Raw genomic sequence first — 24328 nt, 5'->3', positions numbered from 1 at the left:
TTATGGCTGGTGGCGCTGTTCATCCGGTGTGAACATTGAGTCTTTCCGGGGTGCGCGATACAAGCACGACAACGCACAAGGATTAATCACATGTCCCTCATGCTTTCAGACCGCCGCATCGCGCCGCCGGTGCTCCTGGCGCCGCTTGCGGGAATCACCGACCGCCCGTTCCGCGATCTGGTGCTGCAGTTCGGCGCCGGTCTGGTGGTCAGCGAGATGGTGGCCAGTCAGGAAATGGTGCAGGCAAAGCCGGGTGTGCGCGAGCGCGCCGAACTGGGGGCCGGTGCGCAGGCCACCGCGGTGCAGCTTGCCGGGCGCGAGCCGCACTGGATGGCAGAGGCGGCCCGCCGCGTGGCCGGGCAGGGCGCGCGGATCATCGACATCAACATGGGCTGTCCGGCCAAGAAGGTCACAAGCGGCAGCGGCGTCGGCGCCGCCGGGGCGGCATTGATGCGCGATCCGGACCGCGCCCTGCGCCTGATCGGGGCGGTTGTTGGCGCGGTGGACCTTCCGGTGACGCTGAAGATGCGGCTGGGCTGGGATGACGGGATGCTCAACGCCCCCGCGATCGCGCGCCGGGCGGAAGATGCGGGCGTGGCGATGATCACCGTCCACGGTCGCACCCGCTGCCAGTTCTACAAGGGATCTGCCGACTGGGCCGCGATCCGCGCGGTGCGCGAGGCGGTTTCGGTGCCGGTCGTGGCCAATGGCGACATCATCGATTCCGCTACGGCACGTCAGGCGATGGCCCGTTCGGGCGCCGACGGCGTGATGGTTGGGCGGGGCGCGCAGGGCCGTCCGTGGATGCCGGCGCGTATCGCCCACGAGCTGTTTGGCGCTCCGGCCCCCGAGATCCCCCGCGGCGGCGCCTTCGCTGCGATGGTGGCGGCGCATTACGAGGCGATGCTGACCTTCTACGGCGCGGATCTGGGCGGGCGCGTGGCGCGCAAGCATCTGGGCTGGTACATGGATGAGGCTGGCACGTCGGCGGCGCTTCGCCGCGTGGTCCTGACCGAGACCTGTCCGGAACGGGTACTGCGGGCGCTTCCCGATGCGCTTTGCGAAGGCCGGAGCGCCGCGGCATGAACGTGGCTTTGACTTCGGACGAGGCGATCTGGACATCGTTGCCGGTTCCGGCGCTGCTTCTGGACGCGCGTGATCGCATCGCAGGGCTGAACCCGGCCGCCGAAGGGTTCCTCAACGCCTCGGCGCGGGCCGTGATCGGTCTGCCGGTGTGGGATCAGGTGATGGTCGATGCGCCGATGGAGGGCGCTCTTGATAGGGCCCGTCGCAACAAGGCTCCGCTGTTCGTCAACGACGTGGACGTGGGCACCGGCGAACGGGCGCCGATGCAGTGCAACCTTCAGATCGCGCCGGTGTCGGGCGGTGACGGGCAGATGATCCTGCTGATCTCGCCGCGTGAACTGGCCGGCCGCGTTTCCCAGAGCCATTCTGTCCGGTCCGCGGCCAAATCCGCCATCGGCATGGCCGAGATGCTGGCCCACGAGATCAAGAACCCTCTGGCCGGGATCACCGGCGCGGCGCAGCTTCTGTCGATGAACCTCGGTGCGGATGACCTGGAACTGACCGACCTCATCGTCAGCGAAGGGCGGCGCATCGTGGCCCTGCTGGAGCGGGTTGAGCAGTTCGGCAATATCAACGCCCCGGAGATGCAGGCGGTCAACATCCATGACGTTCTGGACCGGGCGCGCCGTTCGGCCGTGGTTGGCTTCGCCGCGGACATGACCGTGATGGAGGATTACGATCCCTCGCTGCCGCTGGCATGGGGTGATCCCGACCAGCTGCTGCAGGTGATCCTGAACCTGTTGAAGAATGCCGCCGAGGCCGCAGGTGACACGGGTGGCACAATCCGTCTGCGCAGCTACTACGAGCAGTCGCTGAGGGTGCGCCGCGATGACGGCACCGGCCGCGCGCTGCCACTTCAGATCGAGGTGATCGACGACGGGCCCGGACTGCCGGCCGAAATCGCCGGTAACATTTTCGAGCCCTTCGTTTCAGGACGCGAGAACGGTACGGGCCTGGGCCTGGCGCTGGCGGCCAAGATCATTTCCGAGATCGGCGGATGGATTTCCGTCAGTTCGGTCCCGGGCCGCACCGTGTTCCGCATATCGCTGTCACGGGCATCCGACAATCAAGAGGAGCAAGACTGATGGATGGCACGGTTCTGGTCGCCGATGACGACCGCACGATCCGCACGGTTCTGACGCAGGCGTTGACGCGGGCGGGTTGCCGGGTACATGCCACCTCGTCGCTGACCACGCTGATGCGCTGGATCGGGGAGGGGCGTGGCGATGTCGTCATTTCGGACGTGGTGATGCCGGATGGCAACGGGCTGGAAATGCTGCCCCGCATCGGTGCGGATCGCCCCGGCATGCCGGTGATCGTGATTTCCGCGCAGAACACCATCATGACGGCCATACAGGCCGCCGAGGCCGAGGCGTTCGATTACCTGCCCAAGCCCTTCGACCTGCCGGATCTGATGAAGCGCACCGCGCGGGCCCTTGAAAGCCGTCGTTCGGTCCGCAAAAGCCCGGGACCCGACGAGGCGGACCGTCCCGACGACCTGCCGCTGGTGGGGCAGACTCCGGCGATGCAGGGGCTTTACCGGGTGGTGGCGCGGCTGATGAACACCGACATGCCGGTTCTGGTCACCGGCGAATCCGGCACCGGAAAATCGCTGATCGCGCGGGCGATCCATGATTTCTCGGACCGGCGCACTCTGCCCTTCATAACTGTCACCCCGGCTGATCTGGCCGATCTTGAAGGACCGGCGCGGGTAATGGCGCGGGCACGCGGCGGCACCATCGTCCTGGATGAAGTTGCGGATCTGGACAGCGACGCGCAGGGCCGCGTGGTCCGGATGATGGATGCGCCGGGTGATCACGTCCCGCGGTTCATGGCCACCGGGCAGGGGCGGCTTGCCACGGCGCCGCGCGAGGCGGGGTTGCGCGACGATCTGTATTACCGGCTGGGCGGCGCCACGATCGAGGTGCCACCGCTGCGCGAGCGGGTGGATGACATCGGCCTTCTGGCCTCTCATTTCCTCGCCCGTGCCGAGCGTGACGGCGGCGGGCCGCGGCAGGTCACTGACGAGGCGCTGGAACTGATGCGCGCCTATAGCTGGCCGGGCAATGTGCGTCAGCTGGAAAATACCGTGCGCCGGCTGGGCCTGACAGCGCGCGGCGACGAGATCACCCGAAGCGAGGTCGAAGCGGCGCTTGGCAACCAGCCCGAGGTGGCGCCGGTGCTGGGACAGGCCGAGGGCGAGCGGCTGGCCGACTCGGTTGCGCGCCACCTGCAGCGCTACTTCGATCTGCATGGCGACATGCTGCCGCCGCCGGGGCTTTACGGGCGCATCCTGCGCGAAATGGAACTGCCGCTGATCGAGATTGCGCTCGATGCGACAGGAGGCAATCAGGCCAAGTGTGCCGACCTCCTGGGAATCAATCGCAATACCCTGCGCAAGAAGATCCGCGATCTTGATATTCGCGTGACACGGCGGCGGAAGTTGATGTAAACCGGCAACAGACCTGTGGCCGAAAGGGTGCAGTCGCGCCGCGGTCCACTGTATCTTGCGGTGCGTTTGAGCGGCGCCACAAAGGAGCGGGGGATGCCGGTGGCAACCGGAACACGCAGATTGTCATGGGAAAGGTTGTTGCGGCTGCGCAAACGGCGCCGCGTCCAGACCGTGGTGACCTTGGGGCTGGTGATTCTGGGCCCGGTCCTGGCGCTTCTGACATTCCTGGCCATGGGGCCGCTCGACCAGGGCAGCGCGTCGCAGGGCCTGCGCATGGTGCTGCTGGCGGACCTTGTCTATGTCATCGTGATCGCGGCACTGGTGCTGCAGCGCGTGGCCCAGATGATCGCGGCGCGGCGCAAACGCTCGGCAGGATCGCGGCTGCATCTGCGGCTGACCGGGGTCTTCACCGTGATGGCGCTGGCGCCCACGGTGACGGTGGCGGTTTTTGCCACATTGTCGGTGAACATGGGGCTCGAGGCGTGGTTCTCGGACCGGGTGGGGCGCGTCGTCAGCAACTCCGTGGCCGCCGCCAAGGCTTATGAGGAAGAACACCGCCGCGATCTGATCACCGACGCGCGGGTCGTGGCCTCGGTCATCAACGCCACCAAGCGCGCCGCGGTGTTCATCGACGATGGCGACATCCGCCGGGTGTTGTCGGAAGGACAGCGCGAGATACAGCGTGGCCTGCGCGAGGCGTTCGTGATCGACGGCACCGGCGAGATCCGTGCCCGCGGCGAACGTTCGTACCTCTTCGACTACGAGGCGCCGAGCGACGCACAGATCGAACGCGCCATCGAGGACGGCGTTGTGGTGATCGAAGACTGGGACAACAACGAATTCCGCGCCCTGATGCCGCTGGAGGCGTTCCCCGACCGGCTTCTCTATGTCAGCCGCAACGTCGATGGCGCCATCCTGAACCTGCTGGACGAAACCCAGGAGACGGCGCGCTTCTACCAGCAGCGCGAAAGCGACCGGGGCCGGGTGCTGTTCGAGTTCGGGCTTCTTTACCTCGGCTTCGCGGTGATCCTCATCCTTGCAGCGATATGGCTGGGCCTGTGGTTTGCCGAACGTCTCTCGCGTCCGGTGGGGCGCCTGACCAGTGCGGCGCAGCGCGTGGGATCGGGAGATCTGGACGTGCAGGTGCGCGAGGACCAGGGCGAAGACGAGATCGCCATGCTGGGCAGCTATTTCAACCAGATGACCCGGCAGCTCAAGGCGCAGCGCGCCACGCTGCTGGCCAATACCGAACAGATCGAGCGCCGCCGTCGATTGTTCGATTCGGTTCTCGGCTCGGTGTCCTCCGGGGTTGTCGGACTGGATGCGCGCGGCCGTGTGGCGTTCGTGAACAGGGCCGCCGAGCGGCTTCTGGCCTGGGAGGAGGAGGAGCAGCAGCAATCGCTGGAACTGTCGGTGGCAGTTCCGGAATTCGGTCCTTTGTTCAATCGGTTGCGGTCCGGCGGCACCGGGTTTCTCCAGGAGGAGGTGAAGGTGACGCGGGCCGGGCGCTTGGAGCATCTTCTGGTGCGGATGTCCACGCGGCGCGGAGATGATGGCCGGCGCGAGGGCTACGTGGTGGCCTTCGACGACGTGACCGAACTGGTCAGTGCGCAACGCCTGGCCGCATGGGGGGATGTGGCGCGGCGGATCGCGCACGAGATCAAGAATCCGCTGACGCCGATCCAGCTTTCGGCGGAACGCACGCGGCGCAAGTTCTCGCGCAAGCTGGACGAGGCGGACGCCGCCGATCTGGCCGATCTGACCGACGTGATCGTGCGGCAGACCAATGACCTGCGCCGGATCGTGGACGAATTCTCGAAGTTTGCGCGCATGCCGGAACCCGAAAAGGCGCCTGAAAGCCTGACGCGACTTCTGCGCGAGGCGGCCACGCTGCAGGAATCGGGCCAGCCCGAGGTTCGCTTCGTGACCGATTTCTGCACCGCCCCGTTATGGGCCGATGTGGATGCCACGATGATCAGTCAGGCCCTCACCAACTTGATCAAGAATGCCGGAGAGGCAATTGAGACAATTAAGGAAAAAGGTAAGTCGCCCGAGGGATTCCAGCCCGAGATCCGGATTTCCTGCGCTGTCGTGAACGGGCAGGCGGAACTGCGCATCGCCGATAATGGCATTGGCCTGCCGGAGGATCGTGCCCGCCTGTTCGAACCCTATGTGACCACCCGCGCCAGCGGCACCGGGCTGGGCCTGCCGATCGTGCGCAAGATCATCGAGGAACATGGCGGCACGCTGGTGCTGGAGGACGCGCCGCCCTTCGCGGAAGGGGCCCATCGGGGCGCGATGGCGGTCGTGCGGCTGCACCTTCGTGAACCCGCGGCCGACCGAGAGGACGAGGACAAGGAGGCAGTATGAACCAGAATCCGGGCGATATCCTGATCGTGGACGACGAGCGTGATATTCGCGAACTGATTGCGGACATCCTGCGCGACGAAGGGTTTGCCACCCGGCTGGCCGGCACGTCCGAGGAATGCATGAGCGCCATCGCGGATCAGCCGCCGGCCCTGCTGATCCTCGATATCTGGCTCAAGGACAGCCAGATGGACGGCATCGACATTCTCAAGATCGTCAAGCGCGACTATCCGGATGTGCCGGTGGTGATCATTTCGGGACATGGCAACATCGAGATCGCCGTCGCTGCGATCAAGCAAGGCGCCTATGACTTCATCGAGAAGCCGTTCAACATCGACCAGCTTCTGGTGGTGATCCGCCGCAGCATGGAGACCTCGCGGCTGAGGCGGGAGAACCAGGCGCTCAAGCGGCGCGAGACGGGCCCCGCGGAAATGCTCGGTGAAAGCTCGGCCTTCCGGGCCCTGGTGGGGCAGCTGGAGAAGGTCACGCGCTCCAATGGGCGGGTGATGCTTTCGGGGCCTGCCGGATCGGGCAAGGAGCTTGCCGCGCGTTACATCCACGCCAATTCGCAACGGGCGGAAGCGCCCTTCGTGACCGTCGGCTGCGCCTCGATCGAGCCGGATCGCATGGAGGAGGTCCTGTTCGGCCGCGAGAGCGAGGAACGCGGTGTCGAACCCGGGCTTCTGGAAGAAGCCAATGGCGGCGTGGTCTATTTCGACGAGGTGGCGGACATGCCGCCGGGCACGCAATCCAAGATCCTGAGGGTCCTGGTGGACCAGACATTCATGCGGGTCGGCGGCAGTGAAAAGGTCGAGGTGGATTTGCGGGTGATCTCGTCCACCAACAGGGATCTGGAGGCCGAAATCGCCGCGGACCGGTTTCGCCGCGAACTCTATCACCGGCTCAACGTGGTGCCGATCATGGTGCCGTCACTGGAGGAGCGGCGCGAGGACATCCCGCTTCTGGCGGCCTATTTCATCGAGATGCTGAACAAGACGCAGGGCTTGCCGCCGCGCCCCCTGAGCAACGAGGCGAATGCCCTCCTGCAGACAATGCGCTGGCCGGGCAACGTGCGTCAGTTGCGCAACATGATAGAACGGGTGCTGATCCTCGGCGAGGGAAGCGGGGAGATCGACGCACGGGAGTTGCCGGGCGAACCCGAGGCGGAGCCGGACGAGGGCCGTGTGGTGCTGTCCGGGGCGCTGGCGACGTTGCCACTGCGCGAGGCACGGGAAGCCTTCGAGCGCGAGTATCTGATGACCCAGATCAACCGTTTTGGCGGCAATATCAGCCGCACCGCGGAATTCGTGGGAATGGAGCGCAGCGCGCTGCACCGCAAGCTGAAGTCGCTTGGGGTGGTAACCGGCGCGCGTGGCGCCTGAGCCCGGGTCCGATATTTGAATTGACCCGTCCACACCCCTCTGCCATTGAGATAGACCGGAACGGGCCGGAGGCGAAGAGGCCATGAAGGTCATCATCTGCGGGGCGGGTCAGGTCGGCTGGCAGATCGCCCGTCATCTGTCGGGCGAAAAGAACGACGTCACGGTGGTGGACAACAATGCCGATCTGGTGCGGCGTGCCGCCGAAACCCTCGATGTGCAGGGGTTGGCGGGGTTCGCCAGTTATCCGGATGTCCTGGACCGGGCGGGCGCGCGGGATGCCGACATGATCATCGCCGCCACCCACTCCGACGAGGTCAACATGGTGACCTGCCAGGTGGCGCATTCGGTTTTCGCGATCCGGCGCAAGATCGCCCGGCTGCGCAGCCAATCCTACCTCGACGCCATCTATTCCGATCTCTACAGGCGCGATCACATGCCGATCGACGTGGTGATAAGCCCCGAGCGCGAGGTTGCCGAGGCGGCGATCCAGCGCCTTGCGGCACCCGCCGCCTTCGATACCGAGAAGTTCTTCGGCGGGCAGGCGCAACTCATGGGCCTGCGCCTCGACGAGGACTGCCCGGTGGTCAACACCCCGTTGCGACAGCTCAGTGACCTTTTCTCGACATTGCGGGTGGTGGTCCTGGGGGTGCGCCGTGACGGGCGGCTGTTCGCGCCGGAATCGGGCGATCAGCTTTTCGTGGGGGATGAATGTTATGTCTTTGCCCCGAACGAGGATATTCCGCGCACCCTCGAAGTGTTCGGCAAGAGCGCGCGCCCGCAGGAGCGTATCGTGATCCTGGGAGGCGGCAATGTGGGCCTCGCGGTGGCGCGGCGCCTGGAAGAGAAGGGGCGGCGTTTGCGCACCAAGGTGATCGAGCGCAACAGGGCGGTGGCCGAACGGGCCGCCGATGCGCTGGAGAGGACAATCGTCCTGAACGGCGACGCGCTTGACAGCACCCTGTTGCGCGAGGCGGGCATAGAGCGGGCCGACGCGGTGCTGGCAGTGACCGATGATGACAAGACCAACCTGCTGGCGGCGGTGCGGGCGAAATCCGAAGGATGCTCGATGGCGATATCGCTGGTCAACGATCCGACCCTGGTGCCGCTGCTGGAGCCGATGGGCATCGACGCCTATATCAACCCGCGCGCCACGACCGTCAGTTCGATCCTGCGCCATATCCGCCACGGACGGGTGCGCGGCGTCTATTCGATCGGGGATGCCGAGGCCGAGGTGATCGAGGCGCAGGTGATGTCCACCTCCTCGATCGCCGGGCGCGCCATCCGTGACATAGACTTTCCCGAAGGCGTGCTTGTCGGGGCCGTCCTGAAGGGCGGGGAAATCCGTAAACCCACAGGTGGCCTGCGTATCGAGGAGGGCGATGTGGTGGTCATCTTCGCCATGGCCTCCGAGGTGGGCCGCGTCGAGCGCCTGCTGCAGGTCTCGATCGATTTCTTCTGATCCGATGGCCGCCGGTGTCCTGCGTTTCCCGCTTGTACTGGTCCTGTCCGCGCTGGCAGCCCTGTCGATGTTCGTGCCGGCCATTCTCGCGCTGGTGCAGGAGGATCATACCGTCGCGCGCAGCTTCGCGTATTCCGGTCTTCTGGGGTTGTCGCTTGTCGCGCTGATCGCGTTGGCCATGAGCAACCGGCCGGTCCGCGATACGAGTGACCTGTCCAATCTTCTTTCCCTGGCGCTGGCGTATTCCGCGTTGCCGATCTTCCTGGCGGTGCCCTTTTACGAGGGGCTTGGAACCACCAGTTTTCTCAACGCCTATTTCGAGATGGTGTCGGCGATCACAACCACCGGCGCGACGCTGTTCGAAAAGCCCGGGCGGCTGGTGGACAGCCTCCACCTGTGGCGCGGCATGGTCGGCTGGCTCGGCGGGCTGCTGATCTGGGTCGCCGCGTCCTCGGTGCTCGCGCCGCTGAACCTGGGCGGGTTCGAGGTCACCTCGACCGCCGATCCGGGGCAAGGCGACACGCGTCTCGACCGCTTCGAGCGCGCCAATTCCGCCAAGCGGCTGGTGCAGATCACCCGGACCCTGGCGCCGATCTATTTCGGGCTGACGCTGGCCTTGTGGCTCATGCTGGTGGTGGGCGGGGACCGGCCGCTGGTCGCGGCAGTCCACGCGATGTCCACGCTCGCGACAAGCGGAATCTCGCCTGTTGGCGGGGTTGAAAACGCGACTTCGGGTTTCTCCGGAGAGGTCGTGATCTTCCTGTTTCTTCTCTTTGCATTGTCGCGGCTGACATTTTCCTCCGACACGATCACGACCGCGCGCCCGGGCCTGCACAACGATCCCGAGTTCCGTCTGGGCATGCTTCTGGTGATCGGGGTGCCGTTGCTGATCTTCGCGCGCCATTGGTTCGGGGCCCTGGAACTGGCCGATGGCGAAGAGGGCGCGAAAGCGCTTCACGCGTTGTGGGGGGGCCTGTTCAACGTCCTGTCGTTCCTCTCGACCACCGGGTTCGAGAGTGCCCACTGGGACGCGGCGCGAGACTGGTCCGGGCTGGGAACGCCGGGGCTGATCCTTCTGGGGCTGTCGCTTGTGGGGGGCGGCGTTGCCACAACCGCCGGTGGGGTGAAGCTTCTTCGTGTCTATGCGCTTTATCTCAACGGTCAGCGCGAGATGGAGCGGTTGGTCCATCCCTCCTCGGTGGGGCGGGCCGGCGCGCGCAGCCGGCGCATACGGCGGCAGGGGGCTTTCGTGGCGTGGATCTTCTTCATGCTCTTCGCGCTGTCGCTGGCGGTCATCACCGTCGTGCTGGCGCTGCTGGGGATGAGTTTCGAGGAATCCATCATTCTCTCGATTTCCGCCCTGTCGACGACCGGGCCGCTCACGGCCAGCGCCGGGGATGCGCCGATCGCGCTGGTGGAAATGGGCGCGGCGGCGAAGCTGGTCTATTGCGTGGCGATGATGCTTGGCCGTCTCGAGACCCTGGCGATCATCGCGCTTTTCAATCCCGGGCTGTGGCGAGATTGACATGATCGCGCCTGCCGCCCGTCCAAAGGGTTGAAATTTGGGGTGGAAACCCTGACCTTGTCACTACATAATCAAATTGACGCGCTACGCGCGCGCTGTGCGGCCCGAAAAGAACACAATAAAAAGGCGACGTGGAAACATGGCATCCGACCGACAGAACCTGCAGGACGCTTTTCTCAACCAGGTGCGCAAGACGAAAACGCCGGTCACGGTTTTCCTGATCAATGGCGTGAAACTTCAGGGCGTGATCACCTGGTTCGACAATTTCTGCATCCTCCTGCGCCGCGATGGACAATCCCAGCTTGTTTACAAGCATGCCGTATCGACGATCATGCCGTCGCAGCCTCTCAACCTGTATGATGGTGACGACGCCTCTTGACGGATGAAGACACCGCAGTGACCCGTGCCTGGGTTCTGCATCCGGACATCCCTTCCGCCGAAACTTCGCGGGACCCTGACCGCGCCCTTGAGGAAGCTGTATCGCTGGCACGGGCGCTGCCCGGCATATCCGTGCAGGGAGCCGAGGCGGTGCGCCTGCCGCGACCCCATCCCGGCACCCTGTTCGGCAAGGGCCGGATCGCCGAGTTGGGAGAGCGGTTCAGGGAGGACGGAATCGACCTTGTGCTGGTGGACGGGCCGGTCAGCCCTGTTCAGCAGCGCAACCTGGAGCGCGAATGGGGAATCAAGCTGCTGGACCGCACCGGCCTGATTCTGGAAATTTTCAGCGACCGGGCCGCGACCCGCGAGGGTGTGCTTCAGGTCGAGATGGCGGCGCTGTCCTATCAGCGCACCCGCCTGGTGCGGGCCTGGACCCATCTCGAACGGCAGCGCGGCGGGCTCGGATTCGTGGGTGGCCCCGGCGAAACGCAGATAGAGGCCGACCGGCGTGCCATCGACGCGCAACTGGTACGACTGCGCAAACAGTTGGACAAGGTGGTCAAGACGCGCGAACTGCATCGCGCGTCCCGCGCCAAGGTTCCCTATCCGATCGTTGCCATGGTAGGCTATACAAACGCCGGAAAATCGACGCTTTTCAACCGCCTGACCGGAGCGGAAGTGATGGTCAGGGACATGCTGTTCGCCACTCTCGACCCGACCATGCGGGCGGTCCGGCTGGCCAACGGTCTGGATGTCATCCTCAGCGATACGGTGGGCTTCATCTCTGACCTGCCGACCGAACTGGTGGCGGCCTTTCGCGCCACGCTGGAAGAGGTCCTGGCGGCGGATCTGATCGTGCATGTGCGCGACATCTCGCATCCCGAAACCGAGGCACAGGCACGCGATGTCGTGGCGATCCTGGAGAATCTTGGCGTGAAGGGCGAAACGCCCATTCTTGAAGTATGGAACAAGATGGACAATCTACCCGGTCCGGAGGCCAGTGCCTTGCGGACGCGCGCCGCGCGGGAAGACCGGGTATATCCCGTTTCGGCGCTTGACGGGGAAGGGATGACGCCCTTGCTGGAGGCCATGGCGCGGGCGCTTGAAGGGGAGCGGCGGTGCGAAACGTTGCTGCTCCCGTTTTCGGAGGGCCGCCGCCGTGCATGGCTTCATGAGCAGGGTGTCGTGGAGGACGAGGCGCAGGGCGAGGCCGGCTTCGAGATGACGGTGCGCTGGACCGAAAAACAGGCCGCCCGCTTCCGCGAGTTGTAGGATGCCGGCCATATCCGCGGCCGGGTCGGCGACAGGCGCAAAGCGCCGGGAACGCCGGCCGGGTGAAGCTATCGCGCCGGTGTGAGTGTCGTGACCCCGACAGCGGCGGCGCGCGCGAGCTCGGGATCGAGCGACATCGGAATATATTCGCCGCGCCGCCAGAGTTGGGCCAGATCATCGTAATGGCGCGACAGGAAATGACCGGATTGGCCCGTCGATATGATGAACACGGAACTGTCGGGATCGGCAAAATCGTAAACTCCGCGATACCCGGCCCCGTGCACGTTGCGGAACGGGTGCGGCCCCGTGCCCCGTGTCCGTCCGCGCATGAGGGTGTTGTCGCCTCCCGAGGTGGATTGCCGGATGTTGACGAAATAGCGCAGCAGGGGCACGTCACCCAGAACCTGGTGATCATGCGTGGCCTGATGCGCATCACCCCATCGCAGGCTTTCCAGCGCGGTACCGTAGGTTTCACCGATCCAGACCAGGGCGTCGTCCAGGGCCAGCCGGGCGATTTCAGTACAGGTTTCCACCGGTGCGGATTGTCGAACGTCGCACCAGGCGCCCGCGCCATCCACGTCGCGGTAGACCCGTTCGATGAAGACCGGATCGGGATGGGTGAATTCCGCCGCCAGCGGTCCCAGTTCATCCTTGGCAAGCCGCGTCTGCAAGGCCCTGAGCCATGCGGCGTAGATCATGGGCTCGGGGAGGTGTTCGTTCATCTCTCCGTTCCAGTCGGCCAACAGATCAAGGGCGCGCTGGCGCTGGCGTTCGGCCGTCCCCTCGGGCGCGGCATCGCCGGTGAACCAGAGGTCCGCACCGATCAGGGGCAGGATCGAGCGCGCGGTGAAACTGACCGTGTCGAGTTGCGCCTCGATGAAGCTGTCGCGGGTGTGAACCTCGCGGTCCTGCATCAGTTTGCGCCAGCGGTTTATGCGTTGCGTGTCGCCCCAGTCGTGGCTGACATGGAGCGGGAAGGGCCGGTCGACCACCTTGTTGTTCGTGTTGCCGAGGATGCCGCCCCGGGGCGCGACGAATTCGGGGTTGGCCGAGGCGCTGTAACGCCCCTGCCACCGGTTTTCGGGAATCCAGCCACGACTGGGCATCCGGCCCCTGCTTTCATGGCCCGCATCGCGCCGTGGCATGGCGCCGATGGTCTTCATGGCGATTATATCGTCATCGACCAGCATCAGATTCTGGGCCGGGGCAACGTAGTTTTCGGTGGCCGCGATGGCTTCGGGCACCGTGTCGGCCCGCATCAGGGCCATGCCCGCGCTCATCGTGGTGTCGGCACGGTCCAGCGCTGTCCAGGACAGACTGGTGACATGACCCTTGGGCGTTACCGACCCGACATCCTGATGCGAACCGGGCAGGACCGGCCCGTTTTCGGTCCATCGCAGCGTGAGCGTGATCGGGTCCGCATCCTTGATGCGGATGATCGAGCGCCGCGTCCGGAAGTGGCGGAAGCCGTCGGGCGTGCGGTATTCGGTCGGATTGTCGGGATTGATCTGTTCGATATGCAAATCCTGATCGTCCATGTAGGCCGAGGTCAGCCCCCAGCCCAGTCTGGACCCGCGACCGGTCAGCACCGCGGGAATGCCGGGGATGGTGCCGCCGATCACTCCGCCCGTGTCAAGCTCCAGCCGTGCCAGGTACCACACGCCCGGTGCGGCGAAATTCAGGTGGGGATCGTTGGCCAGAAGCGTCCCCCCCGAAGCCGACCGTTCGGGCGCCGCGGCGAAGGCGTTGGAGGCACCGGCCAGTGGCGGCGGCAGGAAAGGCGAAAGCGGATCGCGCGCCCCGTCCCCGGCGGTGTCGCCGGCTGCGGCGTGGCGCGGCAGCTCCGCCCCGTCGGGCAGAAGTTCGGCGAAATCAGGAAGTGCGGCGATGCCGCTGCCGGGCGCGTCGGGCAGGATATCCTTCAGGCGGGCGGGATCATCCAGCGCCAGCGACACGCGGGCGCGCAGCACCTCCTTGGAAAGATGTTGTGAAAGTTGCACCGCCATGACCTTGACGATGGCGATTGAATCCGCCGGTTGCCACGGCGAGAACGGCGCATCGAACATGAACATTTCGGGCGCCCCGCGACCGAGCGACTGCGCGTTGATCTCCGCGATACGCGCGTTCACCCCCTTCGCGTAGGCTTGCAAGGCTGTTGTCGTGGGGGCGTCCTGCGCCGCCACCGAATCCCGCGCCGCGCCGTAGATGTCGAACCGGCGCATAAGCTTGTCAATCTCGACAGTGCGGGCGCCGAACACTTCTGACAGGCGCCCTTGCGCGGTCCGCCGGAGCATCGTCATCTGCCACAGCCGATCCTGAGCGTGGGCATAGCCCAGTCCGAAGAACACCGCGGCGTCGGATTCGCCGAAGACATGCGGCACATTGGCGTTGTCGCGCACGATCTCGACTGGCGCGTCCAGCCCCGAGACCTGCATCGTCTTGTCGTAATCGGGCAGAGACCGCGACAGCAGGACGTAGACGGCGATGCCTGCCACCATGCAAAGGATGACCATCGCGACGGCCAGTCGCAGCAACCATTTGAACAGCCCTGTCATACCTGCCCGTGCCACGCCCCGTTTGTGCTTGCATCCCCGGCCGGGATAGTCAGAAATCCGGGACAACACAATGGCAAGGGGGTCAACGATGACGAAACTGGCATTTCTCGGACTGGGAGTCATGGGGTATCCGATGGCCGGTCATCTGCAACAGGCCGGTCACGAGGTCCGCGTGTACAACCGCACCGGGACAAAGGCGGAGAAGTGGGTGGCCGAGCACGGTGGAACCATGGCCGCAACCCCGCGTGAGGCCGCGCGGGGCGCGGAGTTCGTGATGGCCTGTGTCGGCAATGATGACGATCTGCGCGGAGTCTGCACAGGCGACACCGGGGCGTTTGCCGGGATGGCGGACGGCGCGGTATTCGTCGATCACACCACGGTTTCGGCGGCTGTCACCGCCGAGCTTCACGCCGAAGCCGGCGCCGCCGGGCTGGGCTATGTCGACGCGCCGATTTCCGGTGGACAGGCGGGTGCGGAGAACGCGCAACTGTCGATCATGTGCGGCGGCGAACCCGATGCCTATGCCGCTGCAGAGCCGATCATGCAGATCTATTCCAAGATGTGCCGGCGTATCGGCGGTCCCGGCGCGGGACAGATGACCAAGATGTGCAACCAGATCGCCATTGCCGGGCTGGTGCAGGGCCTGTCCGAGGCACTGCATTTCGCCGAGAAGGCCGGCCTCGACGGGCGCGCGGTGGTCGAGGTGATAAGCCAGGGCGCGGCCGGAAGTTGGCAGATGTCAAACCGGTACGAGACGATGCTGGACGATCATTTCGATCACGGTTTCGCGGTCGACTGGATGCGAAAGGATCTTGATATCTGCCTGCGCACCGCCAACGAGAACGGCGCCAGCCTGCCGGTCACCGCGCTTGTGGACCAGTTCTACAAGGATGTGCAGAAGCTGGGCGGCAATCGCTGGGACACGTCCAGCCTGATCAAACGCCTGCGCGCCCTGGGCTGAGGGCGGTCCCGAGGTGCGGGATTACCCGCGATTGCAGACCTGCCCGGACATTCGGCGGTCCGTGATTGTCTTGACGGGCGTCCAGCCTATGACGGCATGTCCGGCCGCGGCAGGCGGGCTCAGTGGGTTGCGGTGCTGGAGAACACGTTGATCACGATGATTCCGGCGATGATCATGGCCATCCCGATGATCGCCGGAAAATCCACGTTCTGCTTGAAGAACAGCCATCCCAGCAGGGCCGTCAGACAAATGCCAAGGCCCGACCATATCGCGTAGGTGACGCCCAGGGGCATGTATCTCAGGACGATCGTGAACAGGTAGAATGCCATGCCGAAACCGAAGACCACGCCGGCCGAGGGCCAGAAGCGTGTGAATTGCTGACTGGCCTGAAGGGACACAGAGCCCAGCCCCTCGAACAGGACAGCGATCAGCAGGAACAGATAAGCCTTGCCCATTGCGGTGCCTCCGGAAATATCGCCCAATACCAGTTGATCCCGGCAATCGGGGCGTCAAGCCCCCACTTGCGAGCCGGCCAGCGCCCTGTCTAGGTTTTCGTCAACCTTTTCGAGAAAGCCCATCGTGGTGAGCCAACCCTGGTCCGGCCCGACAAGCAGGGCCAGATCCTTCGTCATGTATCCCGCTTCCACTGTATCAACGACGACCTTGTCGAGCGTATCGGCGAAATGGGCCAGTTCCTCATTTCCGTCAAGCTTGGCGCGATGCCTGAGCCCTCCGGTCCAGGCGTAGATCGAGGCGATGGAGTTGGTCGAGGTCTGCTCGCCGCGCTGGTGCTGGCGGTAGTGGCGTGTGACGGTGCCGTGCGCCGCCTCGGCCTCCATGATCCTGCCGTCCGGGGTGAGAAGTTGCGAGGTCATCAGCCCAAGTGAGCCGAAACCCTGTGCGACGGTGTCCGACTGCACGTCGCCATCGTAGTTCTTGCAGGCCCAGACGAAGCCGCCGTTCCATTTCATCGCACAGGCGACCATGTCGTCGATAAGGCGGTGCTGATACTCGATGCCGGCCTTCTCGAACCGGTCCTTGAACTCTTCCTCGAACACCTCCTGGAACAGAAGCATGAACTGCCCGTCATATTGCTTGAGAATGGTGTTCTTGGTCGAAAGGTAAAGCGGCCAGCCCATCCCGAGGGCGTAGTTCATAGACGCGCGGGCAAAATCGCGGATCGAGTCGTCAAGATTGTACATGCCCATGTAGACGCCCGATGCAGGGGCATCATAAACCTCGCGCTCGATCACCTCGCCGTCCGCGCCCTCGAATTTCAGGCTCAGCTTGCCGGGGCCGGGAAACTTGATGTCGGTGGCGCGGTACTGATCGCCAAAGGCGTGCCGGCCGATCACGATCGGCCTGGTCCAGCCGGGCACGAGACGGGGCACGTTGCGGCAGATGATGGGGGCGCGGAACACCACGCCGCCAAGGATGTTGCGGATCGTTCCGTTGGGACTGCGCCACATTTTCCTGAGGCCGAACTCCTCGACCCGTGCCTCGTCAGGGGTGATCGTGGCACATTTGACGGCGACGCCGATTTCCTTGGTCTTTTCGGCGGCGTCGATAGTGATCTGGTCTTCGGTGCGGTCACGTTCCTCGATGCCGAGATCGTAATAGAGCAGGTCGATATCGAGGTAGGGCAGGATGAGCTTCTGCTTGATGAAATCCCAGATGATCCGGGTCATTTCATCTCCGTCCATTTCGACGACGGGATTGTCTACCTTGATCTTGGACATGGATGCGCTCCGGTTGGGGTGGGTCTGAACCGGCTATAGCAGCGATGCGGTGGTGCCGGAAGGGCCGGGGGCAGGGAGTGGACTGTTCCTGCCGTTTGCATTGGCCGTGCCTGCGCCGGTCCGGGGGCTGGTGATGGCGCGGCGTAATTCACCCCTGATCCCGCGCCGGGGCTCAGGGGGCGTCCTTTCAGGGCGGGACCCGTCCCCGGCCTGCGCCGGCCCGCTCACCCGATGATCGCGTTGAGCGTCGCCGAGGGCCGCATCACCGTTGCAAGCTTTTCCGAGTCGGGATGGTAGTAGCCCCCTATATCCGCCGCTTTTCCCTGTACCGCTGCCAGTTCGGAAGTGATCTGCGCCTCGCCTTCGGCCAGTGCCTTTGCCACCGGTGCGAATTCCTCGGCGAGGTCCGCGTCATCCGATTGTGCCGCCAGCGCCTCGGCCCAGTAGCGGGCGAACCAGTAATGGCTGTCGCGGTTGTCCGGTTCCCCGACTTTGCGTGAGGGCGAACGGCCGTGATCCAGGATGCCCTGTGTCGCGGTTTCGGCCGCTTCGCCAAGAACGCGGGCGCGGGCGTTGTCGTGGGTTTCGGCAAGGAACTTGAGGCTTTCGCCGAGCGCACAGAATTCGCCGAGGCTGTCCCACCGCAGGTGGTTGTCGGCCTGAAGCTGCTGGACGTGCTTGGGCGCGGAGCCGCCCGCGCCGGTCTCGAACAGTCCGCCGCCATTCATCAGCTTAACGATGGAAAGCATCTTGGCCGAGGTGGCCAGCTCGAGGATCGGAAAGAGATCGGTCAGGTAGTCGCGCAGCACGTTGCCGGTTATGGCGATGGTGTTCCCGCCCCCGGTGATCGTCTCGAGCGAGGCGCGGGTCGCTTCGCGCGGGGCCATGATCTCGAACTTGTCGGCCACGCCGCGTGCTTCGAGGATCGGTTTCACGAAGCTGATCAGCTCGGCATCATGGGCGCGGCTCGAATCCAGCCAGAAGATCGCGCGATAGCCCGTGGCCCTCTGCCGCTCGATCGCTAGGTTCACCCAGTCCTCGATCGGGGCCTTGCGCGCGGAGGCGGAACGCCAGATGTCGCCGGCCTCGACGTTGTGCTGATGCAGGACGGTCCCGTCGTCGAGTATCATCTTTACGGTGCCCGCCTGCGGGATTTCGAATGTGGTGGGGTGAGAGCCGTATTCCTCGGCCTTCTGCGCCATCAGGCCGAGGTTCTGCACCGTCCCGGCGGTGGCAGGATCGAGCTTGCCGTTCTCCTTGAAGAACTTGATCGTCTCGTCATAGACCGGCGCATAGGAACTGTCGGGAATCACGCAGACGGCATCGTGTTCCTTGTTGTCAGGGCCCCAGCCCTTGCCGCCGCCACGGATGAGCGCGGGCATGGAGGCGTCGATGATGACGTCGGAGGGAACGTGCAGGTTGGTGATGCCCTTGTCGCTGTCCACCATGTACATCGCCGGGCGCTCGGCGCGCACCTTGTCTATGGCAGCCATGATCGCGGGCTCATCCTTCACCCGCTCAAGAAGATCGCCAAGGCCGGAGTTCGGGTTCACGCCCAGCTCGTCCATGCGGTCGCCGTATTCGTCGAACACGGGTTTCAGCCATTGCTTCACGGCATGTCCGAAAATGATCGGGTCCGAGACCTTCATCATCGTGGCCTTCATGTGCAGCGAGAAAAGGATATCCTCGGATTTGGTCTTCTCGATCTCCTCGGCAAGGAAGGCATCGAGCGCGGCGGCGCTCATGTAGGTGGCATCGACAACGGTGCCGGCGGGATAGCTGAGGCCGTCCTTCAGAACGGTCTCGCCGCTTGCGGTCTCCAACACGATCCGGGCGCCGGTTTCCCTGGGCAGGGTCGCGGAAGTTTCGTTGGAAAAGAAATCGTCGGTCCCCATCGTGGCGACGCGGGTCTTGCTGTCGGCGGTCCAGTCCCCCATGCGGTGCGGATTGTTCTGGGCGAACTTCTTGACCGCAGCGGCGGCGCGGCGATCGGAGTTGCCTTCACGCAGGACCGGGTTCACCGCGGACCCCTTGAGTGTGTCATAGCGTGCGCGGATTTCCTTCTCCGAGTCCGTTCCGGGCTCGTATGGATAGTCCGGGACAGCGTAGCCCTGTTCCTGCAATTCCTTGACAGCCGCCAGAAGCTGCGGGACCGAGGCCGATATGTTGGGCAGCTTGATCACGTTCGCGCCCGGGGTCTTCACCAGATCACCCAGTTCCGAAAGGTCGTCGTTGATCCGTTGATCCTCGGCGAGGTGATCGGGAAAGGCCGCGAGAATGCGCCCGGCAAGCGAAATATCCTTCGGGCCAACGGAGATGCCTGCCGCGGCGGCGAACCTCTGGATGATCGGCAGGAACGAAGCGCTGGCAAGTTCGGGTGCCTCGTCAACCTTGGTGTAAACGATATCGGGATTGGAATTTTCGGCCATCGGTGATCCCTCTTGATCAGATTATGAACTTCGCTGCGCCTGTTTCCGGAATGGGGCTGACGGCGTCAACGGCATGGGTCGGTCTGGGCGCGTCATAGCTTATCGCAACGCGTCTGGAAAGACGGTATGCGACAGTATACATAAAAAACTCGGTTGGCGTTACCCTTCATCCGCGGGTTTTTCAAGCTGCCGCAAGAGCAACCGCCCAAGCAGTACGCAGACCAGCACACCGGCGAGCAACGGCTGTGGCGTGCCATCAAAGGCAAGTCCGATAGGCACTGCCAGAATGACCGATCCGACGGTTGCCAGTGCGTTGATGACGCTTGCCGCCATGCCGGCGATATGGCCGAGCGGCTCCATCGCGAGCGAGGTCAGGTTGCCGAGAGTGAGGGCGGCCTGAAGAAAGATCGTGGTCTGCCAAGCCATGTAAAGCGCGAATTGCGCCCCGCCGGCCAGCCCCGACTGCATGAGCAGAAGCGTCGCGGCGCTTAACACGATCTGTGCCCCGAGGGCGATGCTGACCATTCGGCGCATGCCCAATCGCATCACGAGACTGGCATTGATGAAGCTGCCGGCGCCGGCGACCACCGCGATCATGAAGAACCAATAGGGGAATTCGTCACCACGGCCGAAGGTTTCCCCGATGATTTGCTGGATCGAACTGATTGATGCGAACAGCGTGGTGAAACACAGCAGTTGCACCGCGATGGAAATGCGAACCCCGGGATGCGATAGCACCTCGCGGAGTGCCCTGCCCAGGGACGCTGCGCGAAACGGGCGGCGGGCCGAGCGCGACAGGGGCTCGTCCAGGCGGATCGACAGCCACAGGCTGCTGACCGCCGCAAAGAGCACGAAGGAGACGAATATGCCCCGCCAGTCCGAGATCGCGATGATGAGGCTGCCCAGCAAGGGCCCGACGGCCGGCACAAGCGCGAAAACCATCATCACGAAGCTCATCAGCCGCGCCATTTCGCGGCCCGAGAAAAGATCGCGGATGATGGCGATTGCGACAATACGCGCCGCGGCCGCCCCGAGGCCCTGAATGATACGCGCCGCGATCAGCCACTCCAGCGCCGGAGCGACCCAGGCAAGGGCTGCGCCGAACATGTAGACGGCCGCGCCGACAAGGATCACCGGCTTGCGTCCGTAGCTGTCCGAGAGGGGGCCGGTAACGAAAGTCCCCGCGCCAAGCCCGAGGACGAAAGACGTCACCACAAGCTGTGCCCGGTTCAGAGCCCCCGGCGTCAGCTCGGCGCCGATGCGGGGCAGGGCCGGCAGCATCGCGTCGATGGAGAATGCAACGATGGCCACGAGCATCGCCATGAGCGCGACGAATTCGACCTTGCCAACGGGCGCCCGGGCCTTGGGGGTGCTGGTTGTGCTCATTCATGGCCGTTAACATGTTGGTGTGGCCAGCGCCAGCATGGCCGCTGGCCGTCGCACCACAGGCAGGATACGGATCCCGCACAAGGCGGTTTCGGGTCAGGTCCGGGCGCGATTGCCTATTCCGGCGGGCGATCCGGGTTGTTGGCGGCTTCGGGGTCCTCTTCCGGGTTGCCCGGATGATGGCCCAGCCGCCCGATCAGCCACTCGGTATGCTCTTCACGTTTCTTGACCGCGTAGGAGCCGAACTGTTGCACGGCCGCCACGAAGACGCCGAGACCCAGAAAGATGAACAGGGTCGTGCCGATCTTGCCCGCTGCCGTGGCGGGAACGAGGCTGCCATACCCGACGGTCGAGAGCGTCACGACGGTGAAGAAATAACTGTCCAGCCAGCTCCAGCCTTCCACGAGCCTGAAGAAAACGGTTCCGCCCAGGACGATCGCGGCCAGCATGGCAATCAGCGAAAGGGCCTTGGCACCGCGCATCGGTCAGCCGGTCCCGCCGGGGGCCAGTTCGTCGATCACCCGCATCCACAGATCGGCGGGCTGGCATCCGGGCACGGCGTGCTTTCCGCCGACGATGAAGGTGGGAACGCCGGTGATCCCCATTTCGCGAAACTGGGTGTCCCGCGCGCGAATGTCGTCGGTATCGCTGTCGCTTTCCAACAGCCGGCGGATCATCGCGCCGTCCAGTGACAGGCTGTCGGCAACATCGGCCAGGACCTCGTGATCCCCGATATCCCGGCCGTCGTCGAAATAGGCGCGGAAAAGTGCCATCGCCATCGGGGTCTGCAAGTCCTCGATACCGGCCCAGTGTATGAGGCGGTGCGCGTCGAGCGTATTCGGTGTGCGCTTTATGGCGGCGAAATCAATATCGAGGCCGGCCGCCTCGGCCCGTTCCAGGACCGGCGCGTAGGCCTGCGCCGCGGCCTCGCGCCCGCCGAACTTGCCTTCCAGATAGGCGCGGCGGTCCATCCCTTCGCGCGGCATCTCCGGGTTGAGCTGGAAGGGATGCCATTCGATCGTGAACGGATGGCCCTGGCGCTCGGTCAGGGCCTGATCGAGGAGTGTCTTGCCAATGTAGCACCAAGGGCAGATCGGATCGGATATGATGTCAAGCTTGATCATGGAGGTCCTTGTAGATCGTCCGCAATGCGCGGCGCTTTATTTTTCCGTTGGCGCCTGTGGGCAGGGCACCAAGGTGAACGTATCCCCGCGGCCGCTTGTAGCGTGCAAGGCAGGTGGCTGCGTGAACATCCAGCGTTTCGGGCGGCACTGGTTCGGGGGCTGTGTAGAAGGCCATGATCACCCTTGCATCGGGCCGCACCTCGACGTCGGTGACCGCGATTTCGTTGATGGCGGGCATTCGCGCAAGTGCCGCCTCCACCTCCAGTGGTGAAACCCTGTAGCCGCCGGCATTCATCATGTCGTCCTCACGTCCGAGATAGGTGATCGCACCATCGTCGTCCATGGTGCCATGATCGCCGGTCACAAACCAGTCACCGCTGAAGCGGGTAGCGGTGGCTTCGGGCTCTCCGAGGTAGCCCAGCATGAGGCCCGGATCGCCGCGATGGACGGCGATCATGCCCTGCGTGCCGCGGGCAACCGGCCCGCCGGAGCCGAGGATGGCCACACGGCGCCCTTTCTGCGGGCGGCCAAGGGTTCCGGATGCGGCCGGATGGCCGGGACTGGCGGAGATGAAGGTCGAGCATTCGGTCATGCCGTAAGCCTCGTGGATCCGCGTGCCTGTGGCGGCCTCCCAATCGTCGCGGATCCCGTCGGCCAGCTTTTCACCGGCCGAAAGCCCGTGCCGAAGCTTTGGCAGCCGCAACGGGGTGCCGGTCCTGAGCATCTTGCGGTAGATCCCCGGCGCGGCCGCGAAGATCGTCGCGTCGTGGCGCGCCAGGAGCAGCGGAAGCTGCTCCGGCGTGATCCCCGGCGCCGGGATCAGGGCCGTCGCCCCCCAGGTCCAGGGGTCCATGAGGCCGGTGCCCATTGTGTAGGTCCAGTTGAACGCGCCCGCGTGCAATATACGGTCCCCCGGCCCGATCGCGTGCCAGCCGTCGCGCATCATCCTGCGCGCCCATATGGCGCGATGGGCATGGACGACAGGGCGCGGCCGCCCCGCCGTGCCGGAGGTGAAGACGATATAGGCCGGGCGGTCGGGATCGCCCATGTCCCAGTTCACCGGCGGCATGTCTCGCATTGTCAGAAGTGTCTCGGTCCCGATCAGCCTTGTGCCGGTATCCTGCGGGCAGACAATGCCGGGACCATGCAGGATCGCGGCCGGGTTTACAGCGTCGATGAGCACACGCACCTCCGGCGCGGTGAGTTGTGCGGAACTTGGTACCGGCACCAGCCCCGCGGCGATGGCGCCGAGATAGGCAATGGGGAATTCCACATCATTGCCCAGCCGCATGAGCACATGATCACCGGGAACGAGCCCGGCGCGCAGCAGCCCGGTGCCGGTCCCCCGCACGGCGCTTTCCAGTTGCCCGTAGCGCCAGCGTGCGGCCCCCGAAAACCCCAGTATCGAAAGTGCGACCTTGTCCGGCTGCTCCGCGGCACGGGCGAGGACATACGCAGCCAGGTTGAATGGCGCCGGGCAGGGCGGTGGCGCCCCGTGATCGTGGACCGATAGCATGATCGAAGGCTTAGGCGCCGCCCGGGTCAGTTGCAAGGGTCCGCCGGCGCGCTTATAGACGGGGTCATGAACCAGAGCGATCCCCGACATCTGATCCGCATATCGCGCGACAATGGCCACGAAGAAACCGGGGAGCCGCTGGATCTCGGTACGCGGGTGCGCGGCTTGCGAAAGGCGCATGGCTGGACCCTTGAACAGGCTGCGCAACAGGCGGGGCTGGCGCGCTCGACCCTGTCGAAAATCGAGAACGGCCAGATGTCACCGACCTACGAGGCGCTCAGGAAGCTCGCCGAAGGGCTGAAGATATCCGTGCCGCAGCTTTTCACCCCGCCGCAGCGCGACCAGATCAACGGTCGCATGGCGATGACCCGCGCCGGCGAGGGCGCGCATCACGCCACCGCGACCTACGAGCACCGTCTTCTGGCCGAAAGCCTGACCAAGAAACGCATGCTGCCCTACAGTGCACGGGTCCGTGCCCGGCACTTCGAGGAATTCGATGGCTGGGTGCGCCACGACGGAGAGGAGTTCCTCTATGTCCTGACCGGGGTGATCCGGCTTTACACAGAATTCTACGAACCGGTCGAGATGCGGCGCGGGGACAGCGCGTATTACGATGCCACGATGGGCCACAACGTGATTTCACTCAGCGAGGAGGACGCCACGATCCTGTGGGTCACGTCACTCGACTGACACGTGT

General features: G+C 64.7%; 19 protein-coding genes. 11 read left to right on the top strand and 8 right to left on the bottom strand.

Annotation, left to right across the window (positions count from 1 at the left end):
• Positions 1-90: 90 nt before the first annotated feature.
• From dusB to hflX, 9 genes are all read left to right on the top strand, one after another.
• Positions 91-1086, top strand: a complete 996-nt coding sequence (gene dusB, locus DQW77_RS12490) for a tRNA dihydrouridine synthase DusB (protein WP_113258561.1) — start codon at positions 91-93, stop codon at positions 1084-1086.
• A complete protein-coding gene (locus tag DQW77_RS12485; protein WP_404947937.1) occupies positions 1083-2171 on the top strand; it encodes a nitrogen regulation protein NR(II) in 1089 nt (362 codons plus the stop codon). The genes dusB and DQW77_RS12485 overlap by 4 nt, the downstream gene beginning before the upstream one ends.
• Entirely contained in the window at positions 2171-3538 is a 1368-nt protein-coding gene (locus tag DQW77_RS12480; RefSeq protein WP_113258560.1) for a response regulator, read from the top strand. Before DQW77_RS12485 ends, DQW77_RS12480 begins: the two co-directional genes overlap by 1 nt.
• 93 nt (positions 3539-3631) lie before the next feature.
• On the top strand, positions 3632-5908 hold the full coding sequence (locus DQW77_RS12475) for a PAS domain-containing sensor histidine kinase (protein WP_113258580.1): 2277 nt from the start codon (positions 3632-3634) through the stop codon (positions 5906-5908).
• Complete coding sequence (locus tag DQW77_RS12470; protein ID WP_113258559.1) at positions 5905-7287, top strand: sigma-54 dependent transcriptional regulator; 1383 nt, start codon at positions 5905-5907, stop codon at positions 7285-7287. Before DQW77_RS12475 ends, DQW77_RS12470 begins: the two co-directional genes overlap by 4 nt.
• 82 nt (positions 7288-7369) lie before the next feature.
• Positions 7370-8746 (top strand): Trk system potassium transporter TrkA, encoded by a 1377-nt coding sequence (trkA, locus tag DQW77_RS12465; protein ID WP_113258558.1) that lies wholly within the window; start codon positions 7370-7372, stop codon positions 8744-8746.
• 4 nt (positions 8747-8750) lie between these two features.
• Entirely contained in the window at positions 8751-10271 is a 1521-nt protein-coding gene (locus DQW77_RS12460) for a TrkH family potassium uptake protein (RefSeq protein WP_113258557.1), read from the top strand.
• 139 nt (positions 10272-10410) lie between these two features.
• On the top strand, positions 10411-10650 hold the full coding sequence (gene hfq, locus DQW77_RS12455; RefSeq protein ID WP_113258579.1) for an RNA chaperone Hfq: 240 nt from the start codon (positions 10411-10413) through the stop codon (positions 10648-10650).
• Positions 10647-11921, top strand: coding sequence for a GTPase HflX (hflX, locus tag DQW77_RS12450; protein ID WP_258523852.1), 1275 nt, complete (start codon positions 10647-10649; stop codon positions 11919-11921). Before hfq ends, hflX begins: the two co-directional genes overlap by 4 nt.
• Before the next feature lie 68 nt (positions 11922-11989).
• Here the strand turns inward: hflX and DQW77_RS12445 are convergent, their stop codons facing one another.
• A complete protein-coding gene (locus DQW77_RS12445; protein ID WP_113258556.1) occupies positions 11990-14476 on the bottom strand; it encodes a penicillin acylase family protein in 2487 nt (828 codons plus the stop codon).
• 88 nt (positions 14477-14564) lie between these two features.
• Here DQW77_RS12445 and DQW77_RS12440 point away from each other — a divergent pair, with 88 nt between their 5' ends.
• Positions 14565-15437, top strand: a complete 873-nt coding sequence (locus DQW77_RS12440) for an NAD(P)-dependent oxidoreductase (protein WP_113258555.1) — start codon at positions 14565-14567, stop codon at positions 15435-15437.
• Positions 15438-15556: 119 nt separating this feature from the next.
• On the opposite strand, the gene DQW77_RS12435 is transcribed toward DQW77_RS12440, so the two are convergent.
• From DQW77_RS12435 to DQW77_RS12405, 7 genes are all read right to left on the bottom strand, one after another.
• Positions 15557-15892, bottom strand: coding sequence for a multidrug efflux SMR transporter (locus tag DQW77_RS12435; RefSeq protein WP_113258554.1), 336 nt, complete (start codon positions 15890-15892; stop codon positions 15557-15559).
• A 54-nt stretch (positions 15893-15946) separates the two neighbouring features.
• Positions 15947-17176: an NADP-dependent isocitrate dehydrogenase gene (locus tag DQW77_RS12430; protein ID WP_113258553.1), complete on the bottom strand. Its 1230-nt coding sequence runs from the start codon at positions 17174-17176 to the stop codon at positions 15947-15949.
• Between the two features lie 224 nt (positions 17177-17400).
• Positions 17401-19605: an NADP-dependent isocitrate dehydrogenase gene (locus tag DQW77_RS12425; protein WP_113258552.1), complete on the bottom strand. Its 2205-nt coding sequence runs from the start codon at positions 19603-19605 to the stop codon at positions 17401-17403.
• A 159-nt stretch (positions 19606-19764) separates the two neighbouring features.
• A complete protein-coding gene (locus DQW77_RS12420) occupies positions 19765-20991 on the bottom strand; it encodes an MFS transporter (RefSeq protein ID WP_113258551.1) in 1227 nt (408 codons plus the stop codon).
• Positions 20992-21107: 116 nt separating this feature from the next.
• A complete protein-coding gene (locus DQW77_RS12415) occupies positions 21108-21473 on the bottom strand; it encodes a potassium channel family protein (protein WP_113258550.1) in 366 nt (121 codons plus the stop codon).
• A 3-nt stretch (positions 21474-21476) separates the two neighbouring features.
• Complete coding sequence (locus tag DQW77_RS12410; RefSeq protein ID WP_113258549.1) at positions 21477-22115, bottom strand: DsbA family protein; 639 nt, start codon at positions 22113-22115, stop codon at positions 21477-21479.
• Positions 22102-23631, bottom strand: a complete 1530-nt coding sequence (locus DQW77_RS12405) for a class I adenylate-forming enzyme family protein (protein ID WP_113258548.1) — start codon at positions 23629-23631, stop codon at positions 22102-22104. Before DQW77_RS12405 ends, DQW77_RS12410 begins: the two co-directional genes overlap by 14 nt.
• 66 nt (positions 23632-23697) lie before the next feature.
• Between DQW77_RS12405 and DQW77_RS12400 the strand changes: the two genes are divergently transcribed.
• Positions 23698-24321 carry a helix-turn-helix domain-containing protein gene (locus tag DQW77_RS12400; protein ID WP_113258547.1) on the top strand — a complete coding sequence of 208 codons (624 nt, stop codon included), beginning with the start codon at positions 23698-23700 and terminating at the stop codon, positions 24319-24321.
• Positions 24322-24328: the final 7 nt, after the last annotated feature.

Source organism: Roseovarius sp. TE539 (genome assembly GCF_003298505.1).
In the GTDB taxonomy this organism is placed as follows: domain Bacteria; phylum Pseudomonadota; class Alphaproteobacteria; order Rhodobacterales; family Rhodobacteraceae; genus Roseovarius.
This window is presented reverse-complemented; position numbering and strand designations above follow the sequence as displayed.

What these genes read in the sequence shown, in the direction of transcription:
- DQW77_RS12410 (WP_113258549.1), bottom strand. Translation starts at nt 22,115, where the DNA reads ATGATCAAGCTTGACATCATATCCGATCCGATCTGCCCTTGGTGCTAC.
- DQW77_RS12445 (WP_113258556.1), bottom strand. Translation starts at nt 14,476, where the DNA reads ATGACAGGGCTGTTCAAATGGTTGCTGCGACTGGCCGTCGCGATGGTC.
- DQW77_RS12405 (WP_113258548.1), bottom strand. Translation starts at nt 23,631, where the DNA reads ATGCTATCGGTCCACGATCACGGGGCGCCACCGCCCTGCCCGGCGCCA.
- hfq (WP_113258579.1), top strand. Translation starts at nt 10,411, where the DNA reads ATGGCATCCGACCGACAGAACCTGCAGGACGCTTTTCTCAACCAGGTG.
- DQW77_RS12485 (WP_404947937.1), top strand. Translation starts at nt 1,083, where the DNA reads ATGAACGTGGCTTTGACTTCGGACGAGGCGATCTGGACATCGTTGCCG.
- DQW77_RS12415 (WP_113258550.1), bottom strand. Translation starts at nt 21,473, where the DNA reads ATGCGCGGTGCCAAGGCCCTTTCGCTGATTGCCATGCTGGCCGCGATC.
- DQW77_RS12440 (WP_113258555.1), top strand. Translation starts at nt 14,565, where the DNA reads ATGACGAAACTGGCATTTCTCGGACTGGGAGTCATGGGGTATCCGATG.
- DQW77_RS12470 (WP_113258559.1), top strand. Translation starts at nt 5,905, where the DNA reads ATGAACCAGAATCCGGGCGATATCCTGATCGTGGACGACGAGCGTGAT.
- DQW77_RS12425 (WP_113258552.1), bottom strand. Translation starts at nt 19,605, where the DNA reads ATGGCCGAAAATTCCAATCCCGATATCGTTTACACCAAGGTTGACGAG.
- DQW77_RS12430 (WP_113258553.1), bottom strand. Translation starts at nt 17,176, where the DNA reads ATGTCCAAGATCAAGGTAGACAATCCCGTCGTCGAAATGGACGGAGAT.
- DQW77_RS12400 (WP_113258547.1), top strand. Translation starts at nt 23,698, where the DNA reads ATGAACCAGAGCGATCCCCGACATCTGATCCGCATATCGCGCGACAAT.
- DQW77_RS12480 (WP_113258560.1), top strand. Translation starts at nt 2,171, where the DNA reads ATGGATGGCACGGTTCTGGTCGCCGATGACGACCGCACGATCCGCACG.
- trkA (WP_113258558.1), top strand. Translation starts at nt 7,370, where the DNA reads ATGAAGGTCATCATCTGCGGGGCGGGTCAGGTCGGCTGGCAGATCGCC.
- DQW77_RS12420 (WP_113258551.1), bottom strand. Translation starts at nt 20,991, where the DNA reads ATGAGCACAACCAGCACCCCCAAGGCCCGGGCGCCCGTTGGCAAGGTC.
- DQW77_RS12475 (WP_113258580.1), top strand. Translation starts at nt 3,632, where the DNA reads ATGCCGGTGGCAACCGGAACACGCAGATTGTCATGGGAAAGGTTGTTG.
- dusB (WP_113258561.1), top strand. Translation starts at nt 91, where the DNA reads ATGTCCCTCATGCTTTCAGACCGCCGCATCGCGCCGCCGGTGCTCCTG.
- DQW77_RS12435 (WP_113258554.1), bottom strand. Translation starts at nt 15,892, where the DNA reads ATGGGCAAGGCTTATCTGTTCCTGCTGATCGCTGTCCTGTTCGAGGGG.
- DQW77_RS12460 (WP_113258557.1), top strand. Translation starts at nt 8,751, where the DNA reads ATGGCCGCCGGTGTCCTGCGTTTCCCGCTTGTACTGGTCCTGTCCGCG.